The 16,750-nt window shown below is 70.7% G+C and carries 12 protein-coding genes; 8 read left to right on the forward strand and 4 right to left on the reverse strand.

The features are described from left to right. The first annotated feature begins 77 nt into the window (after positions 1-77). Positions 78-590 carry a G/U mismatch-specific DNA glycosylase gene (gene mug / locus WMF28_RS25545; protein ID WP_437604311.1) on the forward strand — a complete coding sequence of 171 codons (513 nt, stop codon included), beginning with the start codon at positions 78-80 and terminating at the stop codon, positions 588-590. A 165-nt stretch (positions 591-755) separates the two neighbouring features. On the opposite strand, the gene WMF28_RS25550 is transcribed toward mug, so the two are convergent. After that, the gene (locus WMF28_RS25550; protein ID WP_437595923.1) at positions 756-1,274 is read right to left on the reverse strand and encodes a hypothetical protein; all 519 of its coding nucleotides are present in this window, start codon (positions 1,272-1,274) and stop codon (positions 756-758) included. Positions 1,275-1,526: 252 nt separating this feature from the next. Here WMF28_RS25550 and WMF28_RS25555 point away from each other — a divergent pair, with 252 nt between their 5' ends. The 3 genes from WMF28_RS25555 to WMF28_RS25565 all read left to right on the forward strand — a co-directional run bounded on the left by WMF28_RS25555 (position 1,527) and on the right by WMF28_RS25565 (position 5,402). Further along, positions 1,527-4,073: a PAS domain S-box protein gene (locus WMF28_RS25555; protein WP_437595924.1), complete on the forward strand. Its 2,547-nt coding sequence runs from the start codon at positions 1,527-1,529 to the stop codon at positions 4,071-4,073. A 275-nt stretch (positions 4,074-4,348) separates the two neighbouring features. Then, complete coding sequence (locus tag WMF28_RS25560) at positions 4,349-4,843, forward strand: YtxH domain-containing protein (protein ID WP_437595926.1); 495 nt, start codon at positions 4,349-4,351, stop codon at positions 4,841-4,843. A gap of 10 nt (positions 4,844-4,853) precedes the next feature. Beyond that, the gene (locus WMF28_RS25565; protein WP_437595927.1) at positions 4,854-5,402 is read left to right on the forward strand and encodes a hypothetical protein; all 549 of its coding nucleotides are present in this window, start codon (positions 4,854-4,856) and stop codon (positions 5,400-5,402) included. Positions 5,403-5,522: 120 nt separating this feature from the next. Here WMF28_RS25565 and WMF28_RS25570 read toward each other — a convergent pair whose 3' ends face one another. The 3 genes from WMF28_RS25570 to WMF28_RS25580 form a co-directional block, all read right to left on the reverse strand. Continuing rightward, complete coding sequence (locus tag WMF28_RS25570; protein ID WP_437595928.1) at positions 5,523-6,635, reverse strand: CBS domain-containing protein; 1,113 nt, start codon at positions 6,633-6,635, stop codon at positions 5,523-5,525. A gap of 344 nt (positions 6,636-6,979) precedes the next feature. Then, positions 6,980-7,213 carry a hypothetical protein gene (locus WMF28_RS25575; RefSeq protein WP_437595929.1) on the reverse strand — a complete coding sequence of 78 codons (234 nt, stop codon included), beginning with the start codon at positions 7,211-7,213 and terminating at the stop codon, positions 6,980-6,982. Then, a complete protein-coding gene (locus WMF28_RS25580) occupies positions 7,210-7,425 on the reverse strand; it encodes a hypothetical protein (protein ID WP_437595930.1) in 216 nt (71 codons plus the stop codon). Before WMF28_RS25580 ends, WMF28_RS25575 begins: the two co-directional genes overlap by 4 nt. A gap of 405 nt (positions 7,426-7,830) precedes the next feature. Between WMF28_RS25580 and WMF28_RS25585 the strand changes: the two genes are divergently transcribed. The 4 genes from WMF28_RS25585 (at position 7,831) to WMF28_RS25600 (ending at position 16,243) form a co-directional block, all read left to right on the forward strand. Further along, positions 7,831-8,451: a hypothetical protein gene (locus WMF28_RS25585; RefSeq protein WP_437595932.1), complete on the forward strand. Its 621-nt coding sequence runs from the start codon at positions 7,831-7,833 to the stop codon at positions 8,449-8,451. 489 nt (positions 8,452-8,940) lie between these two features. Further along, positions 8,941-13,401, forward strand: coding sequence for a response regulator (locus WMF28_RS25590; protein ID WP_437595933.1), 4,461 nt, complete (start codon positions 8,941-8,943; stop codon positions 13,399-13,401). A 320-nt stretch (positions 13,402-13,721) separates the two neighbouring features. Further along, complete coding sequence (locus WMF28_RS25595) at positions 13,722-14,159, forward strand: hypothetical protein (protein WP_437595934.1); 438 nt, start codon at positions 13,722-13,724, stop codon at positions 14,157-14,159. A gap of 275 nt (positions 14,160-14,434) precedes the next feature. Further along, positions 14,435-16,243: a protein kinase domain-containing protein gene (locus WMF28_RS25600; RefSeq protein ID WP_437595935.1), complete on the forward strand. Its 1,809-nt coding sequence runs from the start codon at positions 14,435-14,437 to the stop codon at positions 16,241-16,243. Positions 16,244-16,750: the final 507 nt, after the last annotated feature.

Here is a 16,750-nt window from a genome sequence, read left to right on the forward strand (position 1 = left end):
CCGGAAAGCCCGTGCCCACCCCTCCCCGACCTCGAAGGCCCACCCGCGAAGAGCTCCTCGCCGCCACCGGCACGACGGTGCCGGACGTCATCGGCCCCGACCTCCGCGTCCTCTTCTGCGGCATCAACCCGGGCCTCTACACGGCCGCCGTCGGGCACAACTTCGCCCGCCCCGGCAACCGGTTCTGGCCGGCGCTGCACGCCGGCGGGTTCACCGATCGCGTGCTCGCTCCCTCCGAAGAGCGCGAGTTGCTGAAGCTCGGTTATGGGATCACCAATGTGGTCGAGCGAGCGACCGCATCGGCCGATGAGCTGTCCGCCGACGAGCTCGCCGCCGGGGGGCAACGGCTCGCGGCCAAGGTGCGGCGCTACCGCCCCCGCTTCCTGGCCGTGCTCGGGATCGGCGCCTACCGGAGCGCCTTCGGCAGGCCCCGCGCCGCGCCCGGCCCGCAGCCGGAGACGCTCGAAGCGACGAGGCTCTGGGTGCTGCCGAATCCGAGCGGGCTCAACGCCAGCTACCAGCCGGAGAAGCTCGCGGCGATGTTTCGCGCCCTCCACGACGCGGTCGCGTCTACCACCGTCTCACCGTGAGCTGCTGAGTCCGCCGACTCCGCTCTCCGGGAGGGGCTGCCCGCCTGCCGCCGTCGCGCGAGCTTCGTGTTGCGCCGACTCGGCTGTTCCCCCTCAGGCCAGCTCGGCGGTCGCGGTCGACAGGCGGGCTCCCCGCGGACGCGCGCTCGCCGCTTCGCCGCGCGCCTACTCGGGCAGCGCGCTCTCCTCCTCCTGAGGCACCTTTGCGCGCGCGCTGCGGGCCTCCTCCCGCAGGGCCGCGAGGCCGGGCGGCCCCTCGGGCGAGTGCGCGCCGCGGTTGCTCACCGCAGCGAGCCAGGCCATCGGCGAGTCGGGCATCCTTTGCGTGACGAGGAGCACTCCGCGCGACGCGTAACGCGAACAGCCCTCTTCGCACATGGGCAGCACGAGGCCGAGCCCGCCGCCGCCGCCTCGGCTCACGAGGGGCGCCACGCGCATCTCGGCCGGAGGCGGCGCGAAGGCGGCCACCATCGTGCGCCCGACCAGCGCCACGAACGCCCTTCGAGACGTCGCGGGCGGCTCCGCCGCCTGGATCGCGGCGCGCACCGACGCGTCGGACCGGCCCGGCGGGAGCGCGTAGAGCCCCGCTCCGTCGGCCGCGTTCGCCGGCGACGGCGGCAGCGCGCCCACGAGCGCTCCGCCAAGCGCGCCGACGAACGAAGCCAGCTTGAATCCGAATCGCATAGGTGCTCCCTCGGCGGCACATCCAGCAGGCCCCATGCCAGCCACGCGCGGCCGGCTGCCGCGGCGCATCGCGACGCCGGCGCCTGTCGCTCCGCTCGCCGCGCGTGCCGGATCGCCACAGCGTGGCGCGCGGGTCCCGGCGCCGCGCGGCGCGGTGCGACACGGTGGCTGGGATGCTGGAGAATCGGCCGCTGCCGTGCGAGCGCCGCTTTCGCTTGCCAGACGGTCCGGGCGCCGTTAACCGTCATCGTTATGCCCGACAGAAGGCCAGGGCTGAGCCCTTACGAGAAGAAGGCCCCTCTCCCGCCTGGCGCCCCCCTCCCCTCCACGCCTTCCGAGCCCGTCGCGAGCATTCTGCTCGTCGACGATCACCGCCCGAACCTCCTCGCCCTCGAGGCCGTGCTCGATTCGCTGCGCCAGCGGCTCGTCACCGCGCAATCCGGCGAGGAGGCGCTCGAACACCTCACCCGCGAGGAGTTCGCGCTGATCCTCATGGACGTGAAGATGCGCGGTATCGACGGCTTCGAGACGGCCGCTCGCGTGAGGGGGCTCGATCAGGCGAGGCACACGCCGATTATCTTCATCTCGGGGCTGCCGGAGGACGAGGATCGACTGTATCGCGGCTACCGCGAGGGCGCGGTCGATTATGTCGTCAAGCCGTTCAATCCCGACATCCTCCGCGCCAAGGTGGCCGTCTTCGTCGAGCTGCACCGCAGGGCCGAGCAGATCAAGCGGCAGGAGGCGGCGCTCCGCCAGCTGGAGCGCCAGGCGAGCGACGAGGTGTTCCGGCGCATCATGGACACCAGCATGATGGGCCTGCTCTTCAGCGACTACGAAGGGCGCGTGATCGAGGCGAACGACTGCTTCCTCTCGATGGTCGGCTACACCCGCGAGGACCTCAAGGCGGGCTTGCTCACCTGGCAGCTGCTCTCCCCCCCGGAGTACGAGCACGTGCATCGCGACGCGGTCCACGAGCTGAGCGTCCACGGGGCCACGAAGCAGTTCGAGAAGGAGTACATCCGCAAGGACGGCAAGCGCGTGGCGGTCCTCGTCGGCTCCGCCCGCATCGAGACGCAGCGGCGCAACCTCACCTACGTGCTCGACATCAGCGAGCGCAAGCGCGCCGAGGCCAACGTCAGCCTGTTCGCAGGCGCGGGCGAGATCCTCTCCTCGTCGCTCGATTTCCGCGTGACGCTCGGGCAGCTCGCCCGGCTCGTCGTCCCGCTCCTCGCCGACTGGTGCGCGGTGGACATCCAGGCGCAGGACGGCGTCATCCAGCGCGTCGCCGTCCAGCACACCGACCCCGACAAGGTGACGCTCGTCCGGCAGATCGAGGAGAGGTACCCGGTCGATCCCGGGGCGAGCCGCGGGGTGCCGAAGGTGCTCCGGACCGGCGAGACCGAGTGGGCCCACGACATCCCGGACGCGTTGATCGTCGAGAACGCGCGGGACGAGGGGCACCTCCGGATGGCGCGCCAGCTCGGCCTCCGGTCGTACCTTGTCGTGCCGCTGGCGGCGCGCGGGCGCGTCCTCGGCGCGATCACGCTCGCGCACGCGGAGTCGGGCAGGCGCTACACGAAGGCGGACGTGCAGTTCGCCGAGGAGCTCGCCCGGCGCGCCGCCCTCAGCGTCGACAACGCGCTGCTCTTCGAGCGCGAGGTCACGGTGCGCAAGGAGGTCGAGACGCTCGCGGAGGAGCTGAAGCACAGCGAGGCGCAGTTCCGGCTGCTCGCCGAGACGATGCCGCAGCTCGTGTGGACCAACCGCCCGGACGGCCATCACGAGTACTTCAACCAGCGCTGGTACGACTACACGGGGCTGACGGCCGAGGACACGGGGGGCGAGGGCTGGAGCCGGATCATCCACCCCGAGGAGCACGAGCCGGCGATCGAGGCGTGGCGGCAGGCGCTCCGCACGGGCGAGTCGTACGAGAGCCAGTGCCGGCTCCGGCGGGCGGACGGGGTCTACCGCTGGTTCATCGGCCGGGCGGTCGCGGCGCGCGACGGGTCGGGCCGCATCGTGCGCTGGTTCGGCACGTACACGGACATCGACGATCAGAAGCGGGCCGAGGAGGAGCGGCAGCGGCTCGTCCAGGCGCTGGAGCGCAGCAACAAGGAGCTCGACCAGTTCGCGTACGTCACGAGCCACGACCTCAAGGCGCCGCTGCGGGGCATCGCCAACCTCTCGCAGTGGATCGAGGAGGATCTGAACGACAAGATGACGGCGGAGAGCCGGAAGCAGCTCGATCTGCTCCGCGGGCGCGTCCACCGGCTGGAGAACCTCATCGACGGGATCCTGAGCTACTCGCGGGCGGGCCGCGTCCGCGAGAAGCCCGAGACGATCGACGTCGGCAAGCTCCTCCGGGAGATCGTCGAGCTGCTCGCGCCCCCACCGGAGATGCGGGTGGAGATCGCCCCCGACATGCCGGTCCTCGTCACCGAGCGCGCGCCGCTCCAGCAGACGTTCCTGAACCTCATCAGCAACGCGCTGAAGCACGCGGGGCGCGCCGATCCGGAGGTCCGGCTCAGCGCGCGGGACGCCGGCCCGTTCTGGGAGTTCTCGGTCTCCGACAACGGCTCGGGCATCGCGCCCGAGTACCACGACCGGATCTGGGGCATCTTCCAGACGCTGAAGGCGCGTGACAAGGTCGAGGGCACGGGCATCGGCCTGTCGGTCGTGCAGAAGATCGTCCAGAGCAAGGGCGCGCGCGCGTGGGTCGAGTCCGCCGTCGGCGCCGGCGCCACCTTCCGTTTCACCTGGCCGAAGCTCGAGGCCAGAGAGCCCTCCTCGCCCGGATGACCCTGCCGGTCGCCGCGCGCTGCGCGTGACGCAGCGCTGCTTCAGATCCTGAGTTCACATCTTACGTTTGCGACGGCGCGGCGGCGCGGCGCTGGGGCGGACTGGGGCGGCGCGTCACGACAGATGTGGCATTTCGTCACGGAGGCGTCACGGTGAGGGGCGCGGCTGCGGGGGTAAGCGGGCCGTGCAGCGCGATCCGGGGGTTGGTCCGGGGCCTGCAATGCATCCGCTCACGAACCGGCGGACGTCATGTCCGTCACAAGGAGACGAGAGCCATGGCGAGACTGAATGACGCGGTTGGGACTGCGAAGGGTGTGTACGAGGCGGCGGCTGGCGGCGCGGGTGTCGTCGCGACGACGGCGAAGATGACCGCGTTCGACGTCGCGAAGGCGGCCGCCGGGATCGCCGCGACCGTCGGGGCGCTCGGCGTCGACGACGTGCTTGGCTGGGTCGGCCTGGCGCGCAAGCGGAGCCCGCTCACGACGCTCGCGTTCTTCGGCGCCGGCGTCGCGGTGGGCGCGGGCGTGGCCATGCTGCTCTCGCCGAAGTCCGGCGAGGCGCTGCGCCGCGACATCCTGAACCACCTCGACGGCCTGAAGCGCCAGGCGACCCGCGGGGTCGAGCAGGCCGAGCGCACGGCCCACGACAAGGTCGACGGCGCCGTCGACGCGGTGAAGGGCGCGGTCTCGTCGTCCGAAGCCGGGAACTCGCATTACGGCACCGAGGGCGGGCGAGCCCAGGGCGGCGAGAGCGGTCACCACCTGAGCTGAGGCGTAAGCCGTGTGGCTCGAAGCCATCATCACGAGGGAGGATCTCGTCCAGGTGCTGGGCGAGTTCCTCCCTGTGAAGATCCACCTGGACGACGACGAAAAGACCGACCGCTGGCTCTACCTGGGCAAGGCGACCCACATCAACCTGGTCGAGGACATGGGCCTGCGCGTCACATGTCCTGCGGAGCTGAAGTGGTCCATCGCGGGCGTGAACCCCACCATCCAGCTCGACGAGCTCAGGGTGCTGATTTCCCCCGAGATCATCGAGAGAAACAAGGGGAGCGTCCTCGCGTTCAACGTCGAGCTCGAGGAGGCTGACATCCGCGGCCTCCCCTCGATCATCGACCACACCATCATGAAGGCCGTCAACGCGGCGCTTGCGAACAAGAAGCCTGAGTGGAACTTCACGAAGACGCTCACGAACACAGTGGGTCTCCCCTCCAACCTCGATCCGATCGAGGGGCTGCACATCGGGGTCGCCTGGGGCAAGCGGCGTATCCGTCAGGACGCGCTCGTGCTCGTGGTCTCCTTCAAGCTCAATTTCGTGCGAAACGATTGAGAGGCGCTCTGAGTCTCCGCCTCTCAGCGACGAGCCCCAGACGCCCCGCCCCCATCTCCGGGGGGCGGGGCGTCTCCACTCGATCCCGGCAAGCCTCAGCTCAACCGCAGGCCCCCCCAGCTACCCCGCCTGAGCCGCCAGCCGGATCCTCCCGAGCCTCCCCCCGCGCCCCCGCGTGAGCGCCCCCGCGATGTCCGAGTGCTTCACGAGCCCGAGGTAGCTCTCCCCGTCGAAGACCGCGACAACCGGCGTGTTCTTCTCGACCATCTTCCGCCCCACCTCGTCGAGCGACACGTCCGCCGCCACCCGCGGCACGTCGCAGCGCATGATCCAGGCGATGAACGACCCCTCCTCGCCGGCAGCGAGCGCGCGCATCACATCCGTGCGCGTCACGATCCCGATCACGCGATCCTCGTAGACCACCGGGAAGTCGGGCTCCTGGCTCGCGAGCATGCGCCGCGCGGCGTCGCGCACGAGCTCGCCGGGCCACAGCTGGACCGCCCTGCCCTCGCGCGCCTCGGACGACGCGACAGGCGCCATCACCGCCTGCGCCGCGCTCCACTCCCGCCGCGCTCCCAGGAAGAGGAGCGCCGACAGCACCGCGATGAGGAGCTGACCGCCGATGAGCGCGATGAAGAACAGCAAGGCCGCCGTCGCCTGCCCGATCGTCGCCGCCATCGACGTCGCGAGCCAGGCGCCGGTGAGCGGCGACAGCGCCTCGCGCAGCACCCGCCCCCCCTCGAGCGGCAGCGCGGGGAACAGGCCGAGCAGCGCGATCCCGAGGTTCGCGCTGGCGATCCACACGACCGCCGTCTCGCGCGAGGGCGCCTCCGCCGCCTGCAGGACCGACGCCCACCGCAGCTCCTCCGCCCCGTGCTGGGCCCCGGCGGCCACAAAGAGGAGCACCGCCAGCGCGAAATTCGCCGCGAGGCCGAGGGCGCCGCTCTGCGCCCACCCCGCATCGGGCCGCGAGCGCCTCGCGATCGCGCCGATCGGTGAGAGCAGCACCTCGCTCAGCCGGAGCCCGAGCTGCCGCGCCACGATCCCGTGCACGAGCGCCTGCAGCGCCACGCACGCGAACAACGCCGCCCCCAGCGCGCAGCCGAAGAGCGCGCCGCTCCCGCCGTGCCGCGCTCCCCACTGGAGCGCCCCGATCGGGATGAGCAGGCCGAACGCCGCGTGCGCAACGACATCGATTCCGCCGATCCGCGTGATCCTGATGACCCAATTCATGGCGTGTTGCTCCTGGATTCCCGCGCAGGCAGCTGCGCAGAGCGGGAGGGGCAGTGACGACCTGCCACGCCCCAGTCCCCCCGGGGCGTGGCGAAACCTCGTCGCGCGGTCGACGGCTGACGGGCCAACGTGCCGGATCTTTCTATGTTCACAGCAAATCACATGCCGCTTTCTGCGCCTGCCGGCGAGCGGCGCCCACCGCCGCGCAAAGGCGGGTCGCGGCGGGCGATGGAGCGCGCGGAGGGGCGCGAAGGTCCCTTCCGCGCTCCGCTTGATTCATCGGGTCGACGCGGGCGCGACGGGGCGCTCACGCGGCCGTGATGCGCCGGATGAGCGCGCCGGCGTCATCGCCTCTGCCTCGATGTCGCGGTGTGGCGTTCCGCTACGCAGCGGGCGCGCTCCAGGGCGCGCGCGTCCAGCACCTCCGTGAGGATCCCTACCCTGCGCATGAGCAGGCACGCGACCCCGCCGATGAACAGCGCCGAGAGAAGCGACCGCAGATCGGCCACGAGGTCCTGACCGAGCGGCGTCATCTTGGCGAGGCTCGCCGTCAGGATGATCCCGAGACAAAGCGTCACGGGGCCAATTGCCGCGTCGAGCGTCTTTTCGTCCCATGGCGTCGCCGTCCGTCGCACGACGACCGGACCGGCGCGCCGGAAGAGAGCCCCACAACCAGCCGAGCGAGCGCGAAGCCGACCGGAACGCTCGCCGCGACGATCACCCACGACCACAAACCGTCGGCCGGGAGCCCCAGCCGGGCGCCGAGCGATTCAACGTCCGAGTTCTGCATGGGCCTGCTCCTTCAACCAGCGCCGCGCGCGCCGTCACGTCATGCCAGGTCCACCCCTGAGGCACGGCCCCCGTGGCCCCCGCGAGCGCGACGGGAGGGGCCATGACGCGGCGAAGCGCCACGGGCTCATCCATCCTGTATGCGGCATTGCCACGGCACAGAGCGTGCCGCCGAGTCCGCTCCGGCATTTCCCTCGGGGTGTCCGGCGCGCTCTGCTGGCGAACAGCCCACATCGCGATTACAGGTGGAGGCAGCCCTGCCACGCTGCGACAAATCGCTACAACGCCGCACGACTCCCCCTTGTCCGTTCCGTTCCAACAATCTGCGCTGGCCCGGCATGCGGCGTGCAGCTAAGTCAATCAGAGAGTCGAGATCAGCTGAAGAGACGCAGCAAAGGACTCGTTTATGTCAGAGCGCCGAAGCCAGGTCGATGATTTCACGCGGCTCACCGAGGAGACGGAGCGGCTCGCGAAGCACGTCGAGGATCTCCGGCTCCGGATCGCCGCGACGACCGCGAAGCGGCGCGCATCATCCGGCACGCTCCCTGCGCAGAATGCTGCCGCGATCGAGGGGCTCCTCGGCTCACCCTCGGAGCGGCCGCATCCCGGCTCGCTCTCGGAGCGGCCGCATCCCAGATCGCTCTCGGAGCGGGCCCTCGACGCCATCGAACGGCCGCACGACGCCGCCTCGGAGCGGGCCCACGACGCCGCCTCGGAGCGGGCCCACGACGCCATCGAGCGGCCGCACGACGCCGCCTCGGAGCGGCCGCACGACGCCGCCTCGGAGCGGCCTCACGACGCCGCCTCGGAGCGACCGCGCCCCCGTCACTCTCCGTTTCCCGAGCGCCCCTCGTGCCTCGCCAGCGTGTCGCGATGGCTGCCGCCGCTGAGGCCGGGGCGAGAGGCGATGGATTCGGGCGTCCACGAGAGGATGGGTGAGGCAGGGCGTTACTGCATCGTCACGCCACGCGAGAAGCCCAGCGCTCCCCCGCCGAGGCGCCGGACGCCCAAGGCCGACGTGGCCTGAGGCAGCGCCTCGGCCACCACCTGCGCCGGCGCAACACCCGCGCCCATGCGCAACCCCCGCGCCACGGCAGCATGCGGCCAGCGCGCGCACGCGGCGCGAAGCTTGCTCGGATGCGCGCCTGCGTAGTATACGAAACCCATGCTGCGGCGCGGCGGGTGCAGACGCGCATGGCCACCGTGCCTCGAAGCCTGAACCCGATGGGCCCCGACGGAATCTTCACGGTCGGGCCGCGAGAGCCCCGCCTCCTGGCGGCGCGAGGCGCCCCGCCGAAGCCCGAGGCGGTCGCTGATTCCGCCGCGCAGGCGAGAGGGCAACTCCACCTCTCCTCCTCTCGCCGCCTTGCGATGATGCCACGGCGCCCGGGGGGCGCGCCGGGGCGCCGGGTCCCACCGCTTCAGGCGCTCCGGGGTCCCTCCGCGGCCCAGGCGCGCTCTCGTTTCCCTTGACAGATTGGCCCTGCCCGCAAGGCAGGGCCAGGAGAACAGCGGCATGGAGCAGCGAGGCGACCTCGGCAAGGCCCGGAAAGCGAAAGCTGGCAGTGGCAAGAGCAAGAAGGGCGTGTCCGGCGAGGGGTTGCACGGCGCCGCACGCGCGACAAAGGCCCCCGCGGCGGTGAGCCCGCCCATCGAGCGCGACAGGCTCGACCGGCGGGCGCTGCTGACCTCGCTGATGAGCCTCAAGAAGGGCGATTTCTCGGTGCGGCTGCCCGTCGACTGGATCGGGCTCGACGGAAAGATCGCGGACACGTTCAACGATGTCGTCGAGCTCAACGACCGGATGGCGAAGGAGCTCGACCGCCTGAGCCGCGTGGTCGGCAAGGAGGGCAAGCTCTCGCAGCGCGCCTTCATCGGCGAGGTGAACGGCGCGTGGGCCGACGAGGTCGCGTGCATCAACGCGCTGATCGGCGATCTCGTCCACCCCACCGCCGAGACGGCGCGCGTCATCGGGGCCGTCGCCAAGGGCGATCTCTCGCAGGTCATGGCCCTGGAGGTCGACGGCAGGCCGCTCGACGGCGAGTTCCTCCGGACGGCCAAGACCGTCAACACGATGGTCGAGCAACTCGGCTCCTTCGCGTCCGAGGTCACCCGCGTCGCGCGCGAGGTCGGCACCGAGGGCAAGCTCGGCGGACAGGCCGACGTCCGCGGCGTCGCCGGCACCTGGAAGGACCTCACCGACAACGTGAACTCGATGGCCGGCAACCTCACCGCCCAGGTGCGCAACATCGCGACCGTCACCACCGCCGTCGCCAACGGCGACCTTTCCAAGAAGATCACCGTCGACGTCAAGGGCGAGATCCTCGAGCTCAAGAACACCATCAACACGATGGTCGATCAGCTCAACTCCTTCGCCTCGGAGGTCACCCGCGTCGCGCGCGAGGTCGGCACCGAGGGCAAGCTCGGCGGGCAGGCCGACGTCCGCGGCGTCGCCGGCACCTGGAAGGACCTCACCGACAACGTGAACTCGATGGCATCGAACCTCACGGCGCAGGTGCGCAACATCGCGACCGTCACCACCGCCGTCGCGAAGGGCGACCTCTCCAAGAAGATCACCGTCGACGTCAAGGACGAGATCCTCGAGCTCAAGGACGCCATCAACACGATGGTCGATCAGCTGAGCGCTCTCGCGGCCGAGGTCACCCGCGTCGCGCGCGAGGTCGGCACCGAGGGCAAGCTCGGCGGGCAGGCCGACGTCCGCGGCGTCGCCGGAACCTGGAAGGACCTCACCGACAACGTGAACTCGATGGCCGGCAACCTGACGAGCCAGGTCCGCGGCATCGCCAAGGTCGTGACCGCGGTCGCCAACGGCGATCTCAAGCGCAAGCTGATCGTCGACGCGAAGGGCGAGATCGCCGCGCTCGCGGACACGATCAACGGCATGATCGAGAAGCTCGCGACGTTCGCGGATCCGGTGACGACGATGGCGCGCGAGGTCGGGGTCGAGGGCAAGCTCGGCGGGCAGGCGAGCGTGCCCGGCGCGGCCGGCACCTGGAAGGACCTCACTGACAACGTGAACCAGCTCGCGGCGAACCTCACCACGCAGGTGCGCGCGATCGCCGAGGTCGCCACCGCCGTGACCAAGGGCGACCTCACCCGGTCGATCAAGGTCGAGGCGCAGGGCGAGGTCGCGGCGCTGAAGGACAACATCAATGAGATGCTCCGCAACCTCAAGGACACGACGCTGAAGAACAGCGAGCAGGACTGGCTCACGAGCAACCTCGCCAAGTTCTCGCGCATGCTCCAGGGGCAGAAGGCGCTCCTCACCGTCGGCAGCCTCATCCTGTCCGAGCTCGCCCCCGTGGTCGCGGCGCAGCAGGGCGTCTTCTACATCATGGACTCCTCCCGGGAGGAGCCCGTCCTGAAGCTGCTCGCGAGCTACGCGTTCAAGGAGCGCAAGCACGTCGACAACCAGTTCAAGCTCGGCGAGGGGCTCGTCGGGCAGTGCGCGCTCGAGAAGAAGAAGATCCTCCTCGTCAGCGCGCCGCCCGACTACATGACGATCACGAGCGGCCTCGGCGAGGCGCCCCCGGTCAACATCATCGTGATGCCCGTGCTCTTCGAGGGGGAGGTGAAGGCCGTCATCGAGCTCGCCTCGCTCGAGCGCTTCAGCCCGACCCACCAGGCGTTCCTCGGCCAGCTCACCGAGTCGATCGGCATCGTGCTCAACACGATCGAGGCCAACATGCGCACCGAGGACCTGCTCAAGCAGTCCCAGTCGCTGGCGCGCGAGCTCCAGAGCCAGCAGGAGGAGCTCCAGGAGACGAACGCCGCGCTCGGCGAGAAGGCGCGCCTGCTGGCCGAGCAGAACGTCGAGGTCGAGCGGAAGAACCACGAGGTCGAGCAGGCCCGCCAGGCCCTCGAGGAGAAGGCGCGGCAGCTCGCCCTCACGTCGAAATACAAGTCGGAGTTCATGGCCAACATGTCCCATGAGCTCAGGACCCCGCTGAACAGCCTCCTCATCCTCTCGGACCAGCTCTCCAGGAACAACGACCAGAACCTCACCCCGCGGCAGGTCGAGTTCGCGAAGACGATCCACGCGTCGGGGACCGATCTCCTGACGCTCATCAACGACATCCTCGACCTCTCGAAGATCGAGTCGGGCACCGTCGTCGTCGACGTGGGCGAGATCAACTTCAAGGACCTGTCCGATCACGTACAACGTACGTTCCGGCACGTCGCCGAGTCCAAGAAAGTCGATTTCGAGCTCGCCTTCTCGTCGATGCTGCCGTCCTCGATGCTCACCGACGCGAAGCGGCTGCAGCAGGTGCTCAAGAACCTGCTGTCCAACGCCTTCAAGTTCACCGAGCGCGGCAGGGTGATCCTGGAGGTGACAGTGGCCCGCGACGGCTGGAGCCGTGAGAACGATGTGCTCAGCCGGGCCGACGCGGTGATCGCCCTCTCCGTCCACGACACGGGCATCGGGATCGCGCCGGACAAACAGCAGATCATCTTCGAGGCGTTCCAGCAGGCGGACGGGAGCACGAGCCGCAAGTACGGGGGCACCGGGCTCGGGCTCGCGATCAGCCGGAAGATCGCGCGGTTGCTCGGCGGCGATCTCACGCTCATCAGCGCGCCGGGCCGCGGCAGCACGTTCACGCTCTACCTGCCGCGCACCTACCGGCCCGTGCGCGCCGCGCGGCGGCAACCGGCGTACGTCCTCGACGCGCCGCCCGCCCTCGGCGAAACCGTCCACAGCAGCTGGCCCTCGGAGCGCATGGCCACGGTCGCGGACACGCAGATCATCGACGACAGCGAGACCGTCCGCCCCGGCGACCGCGCGATCGTGATCGTGGAGAACGACACAGCGTTCGCCCGTTTCCTCGTGGACGTCGTGCGAGAGCACGGCTTCAAGGCGGTCGTCGCCGTCCGCGGCGCGACGGGGCTCTCGCTGGCGCGCGAGCTCAAGCCGTCGGCGATCACGCTGGACATCAACCTGCCCGACATCGACGGCTGGCGCGTGCTCGACTGCCTGAAGCGCGATCTGTCGGCGCGGCACGTCCCGGTCCAGGTGATCACGACGGAGACGGAGGAGGAGCGGAGCCGCGCGCGGCGGATGGGCGCGGTGGGGCTCCTCATCAAGCCGCTCAGCAGCCGGACGGCGCTCGACGAGGCGTTCGCGCGGCTCGACGGGCTGGTCAGCTCGCCGCGGCGCCGGCTGCTCGTTGTCGAGCCGGACAGGGCATCGGGCGATCCCGTGGTCGAGCTGCTCGGGGACGAGGGGCTCGCGATCACCAGCGTGACGACGGGCCAGGAGGCGCTCGCCGCGCTCGAGCGCGAGCCGTGCGACGCGCTCGTCCTCGGGCTGCGCCTGCCCGACATGCCCGGCTTCGAGCTCATCGAGCACCTCGACCGCGCCGGGCGCTTCGCCGATCTGACGGCCATCGTGTACACACCGGCCAATATCGCCGGGGACGACGAGGTGCAGATCGGCCGCCTCGCGCAGCGGCTGCCCGTGAAGCACGTCCAGTCGAGGGAGCGCCTGCTCGACGAGGTCACGCTCGCGCTGCACCGCCGGATCTCGGATCTGCCCGAGCCGAAGCGGCTCATCGTGGAGCAGCTCCACGAGTCGGCCGCCGCGCTCTCCGGCAAGTTCGCGCTGATCGTCGACGACGATTTCCGCAACATCTACGCGCTGAAGACCGTCCTCGAGAGCCACGGGATGACCACGCTCGCCGCCGATACGGGCAAGGCCGCCATCGAGCGTCTGGAGAGGACGAGCGGCATCGATGTCGTCCTCATGGACATCATGATGCCGGAGATGGACGGATACGACACGATGCGGGCGATCCGGAATCGGCCCGCCTTCCAGACGCTGCCGATCATCGCCGTCACGGCCAGGGCGATGAAGGGCGATCGCGAAAAATGCCTGGAGGCCGGCGCGACAGACTACATCTCCAAGCCGGTCGACACGGAGCAGCTGCTCGCGCTGCTCCGGATCTGGCTGCATCGCTGAGCTCGCTTCATCCCCGGCTCACCGCCGCGCGACCGTGTCCGAGCGCGCGCGGGTTCGTCTTGGCTGCAATGACGCCCCAGTGTGGCGTCTCTGCGCAGGCTCGCGCGCCGACCGTCCACAGCCGACGGCGCAGGACAGCGCGCATTGGAGGCATTCTTTGCTGGCACGGAGCCTGCTGTGCCGGCGTGGGACTCCAGAGTACAGAGAGGGGACGCGCCCGGCGAGGACGTTCTTCGGGAAAGGAGCCGTAGGTGAGGGCAAAGCTGGTGACCGGTCTTGTGAGGACACGGCTCGACGCCGAGAGAGCGGTTGAGCGCGTCATGAGCTGTGGATACAAGCGCGATTCCATCAGCCTTGTCATGAGCGACGCTGCGTGCAGCCCCCCTGTCGACGGCGGAAACGGATCGATGGCGGACGTCGGCGGCGCGGTGGGGGCGGCCTTCGCCGCGTTCGCGGGGGTCGGCGCGAGCGTGGCGTTCCCTGGCCTGGGGCTCGTCGTGGCGGGCCCCATCGAGGCAGCGCTCGCGGAGGCGGGCGGCGCGGCCGGCGGTCTCGTCGGTGCGCTCGTCAGCGCTGGAATCCCCGAGCACCGCGCGCGCATCTACGAGAGCGGCCTGCGGCAAGGAGTGATCCTTGTGGGCGTTCATGCGACCTCGGGGCGAGACGCTGAGATCCTGGAGATGATCCTCGAGTATTCCGGCGCCGAGAACGTCCGGAGCGAGAGCGCGCAGCGACGTCCTTATGACAGCTTCATCTAGTCGGCTCGCGGGGCGGGGCTCGCGTGCTGCCGGGGCGCTGCTCGGCGCGTGGCAACTTGCCTCGCACGGTCGCGCCGCCGCTGACGGCCCCGCGCGGCATTTCAGGCGCTCCCCGAGAGGAACGCCTGGCACGAGCGATGCTCCAGGTTTGGCCCGTGGCGAAGCGTGACGTGGTGGGCGGCGGATGGCCGAAGCAGGCGGCAGGAGAGCGCATGTCGAGCAACATGACCCAGAGGCTCGAGCACACCTTAGGGGAGCGCTTCGAGGCCGGCACGGTGGTGGGCGACAAGTACCAGCTCCTGCGCAAGGCGGGAGAGGGGGCGATGGGCTCTGTCTGGGTCGCCGCGAACACGGCGCTCGAGGCCAACGTCGCCATCAAGGTGCTGCGGCCGGAGATGCGCTCTCCTGCGATCGCGGAGCGCCTGCTGCGCGAGGCGCGGGCCGCGGCGAAGCTCAGTCATCCGGGGATCGTGCGCGTCTTCGATCTCGGCAAGACCGCGGAGGGCACGCCGTACATCGTGATGGAGCTCCTGGAGGGCGAGGCCCTCCGGGACGTGCTCTGCCGCGAGCAGCGGCTCTCGCCCGAGGCGGCGCTCGCGATCCTGCTGCCGGTCGCGAGCGCGATGCACGCGGCGCACGAGCGCGGCGTCGTCCACCGGGACCTCAAGCCGGACAACGTGATGCTCGCGGCACAGGGCGACGGGAGGATCCATCCGAAGGTCGTCGATTTCGGGATCGCGAAGGTGACGTGGACCGAGCCCGAGTCCGGCTCGACGGGCGCGGCCGTGATCGGGACCCCGCAGTACATGCCGCCCGAGCAGGCGCTGGGACAGGGCCGCATCGATCATCGCGCGGACATCTGGGCGCTCTGCACGATGCTGTACGAGTCGATCGCGGGCGAGACGCCCTATGCCGGGGAGCAGGGATTCGGGACGCTTCGGGCGGTCATCCAGGATCCGGTGCCGTCGCTCGTCGAGCGGTGCGGCACGGACCCGGCGCTGTGGTCGCTCATCGAGCGCGGGCTGCGCAAGGCTCCGGCGGATCGCTGGGGGAGCATGCGTGAGCTCGGCGTCGCGCTCGCGACGTGGCTCCTCTCGCGGGGTGTCTCGGAGGACGTGTCCGGCGCGTCGCTCCGCGCGCAGTGGCTGGACGAGCGGGCGAGCCAGCTCCCCGCGCAATCGCCGCGGTCGATGGTGGTGAGCGCTGCGCCGACGCTGCACTCGCGCCGCGCCGACGAGGCGCCGGAGCAGGGCTCCTCCTTCGCGTCCGCGCGCAGCGCGCCGGCGGAGGCGGCGCGCCGGCGGATAGAGGAGAGCGGCGAACGCGCGTGGTCCGAGGCGACGGTGGCGGTGAACCTGCGCGAAGCGTCGGCGCCGGCGCGGCGACCGCCGTGGCGGCAGCGCTTCCCGCTGCGCCGAGCGGCGGCCGCGGGGTTCGTGCTGATGGCGGGGGCGACGGCGTGGAGCGTGGCGCCGATCGTGGGCGTGGGGGACGCTCCGCTGAGCCCGGTGCAGGTCGCGCCGGGCGCGCTCGCGACGGCGCCGTTCGCCGGGGCATCCGGGGCCGAGCCGCCGCGCCCGCCGGCCGGGGCGAGCTCGCTCGCGGCCAGCATGGCGCGCGGGGTCGCCGTGGTGCCGCCGCCGGCGGTCTCGCCCTCTCCTGCTGCGCCGGCGCGCGCCAGCAAGGCCGCTCCGTCAGCGGCGCCGACCGCCGTCGCCGAGACAAAGCAGCCTGTTCGGGTGCCCGCCGCCCTGCCGGAGCTGCCAGCGGCCGACGCGGGGGCGGAGGGGGCGGAGGCGCCGGTGGTGCCAGCGCAGAGGATCGCTGCCGGCGGCTTGACGGCACTGGACGGCGGCCCGTCCTGCTCCGCCGCGGGGATCGAGGCCGGGAACGCGGCCTGCCCGCCCCCCGCCGACGCCTCGACCCACATCAGGGAGGACGAGGACGCCGGCGCGCTCCAGGGCGCCTCGGTCCAGGGCGACGCGGGCGCTCCCTCGTCAGCCACAGAGGAAATACCGCCAGCGCCTGTCGAGGACGCCCCGGCCGACGACGCGCCGGAGGCGCCGGGCTCCGAGGCGCCCTGATCCGCGCCTGAACCGCCCATCGTGAAGCTCCCGCGCCGCGCCAGGAGCCAGGAGTCGATAGCAGCGGAGGCACGCAGGGCGCCCCGCAAAGCCAACGATCGCGCCCTGGCAGCCGGAGCTATGCCCCGCTTCCTGGACCGATCAACGCAGGCCCACGCAACCAGGAAATTCCCTAGGGACACGCCAAATTCAGCCTACGCCATTCTGAAGTTTGTTCTCCCAGTTCGTTAGCTGGTGGACATTTCGGACCAATACCGTATTGTCCGCCCTCCAGGCGCGCCGTGTTCTGTCTTGCACAAGCGCCTTGTTTATCATTCCCTTAGCGGGACGAGCATCAGAGGTAGGGGCATGTGGGGGCCGGACTGCCGCGCTCTCGGGAGGGGGAGCGTCATCGGCGTGGCTGGAAGTGCGCGCGGAAGCTCCTGCAAACGTGGAGCGAGAGCGCGGCTCTTCCATCCCGGTGACGGGCCTTATTGAACGGGCCGCGGAGCGATCGCACCACCGGGA

Source organism: Sorangium sp. So ce590 (assembly GCF_051521365.1).
Classification (GTDB): domain Bacteria; phylum Myxococcota_A; class Polyangia; order Polyangiales; family Polyangiaceae; genus Sorangium.

What these genes read in the sequence shown, in the direction of transcription:
- WMF28_RS25570 (WP_437595928.1), bottom strand. Translation starts at nt 6,635, where the DNA reads ATGAATTGGGTCATCAGGATCACGCGGATCGGCGGAATCGATGTCGTT.
- WMF28_RS25585 (WP_437595932.1), top strand. Translation starts at nt 7,831, where the DNA reads ATGTCAGAGCGCCGAAGCCAGGTCGATGATTTCACGCGGCTCACCGAG.
- WMF28_RS25560 (WP_437595926.1), top strand. Translation starts at nt 4,349, where the DNA reads ATGGCGAGACTGAATGACGCGGTTGGGACTGCGAAGGGTGTGTACGAG.
- WMF28_RS25550 (WP_437595923.1), bottom strand. Translation starts at nt 1,274, where the DNA reads ATGCGATTCGGATTCAAGCTGGCTTCGTTCGTCGGCGCGCTTGGCGGA.
- WMF28_RS25555 (WP_437595924.1), top strand. Translation starts at nt 1,527, where the DNA reads ATGCCCGACAGAAGGCCAGGGCTGAGCCCTTACGAGAAGAAGGCCCCT.
- WMF28_RS25590 (WP_437595933.1), top strand. Translation starts at nt 8,941, where the DNA reads ATGGAGCAGCGAGGCGACCTCGGCAAGGCCCGGAAAGCGAAAGCTGGC.
- WMF28_RS25595 (WP_437595934.1), top strand. Translation starts at nt 13,722, where the DNA reads ATGAGCTGTGGATACAAGCGCGATTCCATCAGCCTTGTCATGAGCGAC.
- WMF28_RS25580 (WP_437595930.1), bottom strand. Translation starts at nt 7,425, where the DNA reads ATGCAGAACTCGGACGTTGAATCGCTCGGCGCCCGGCTGGGGCTCCCG.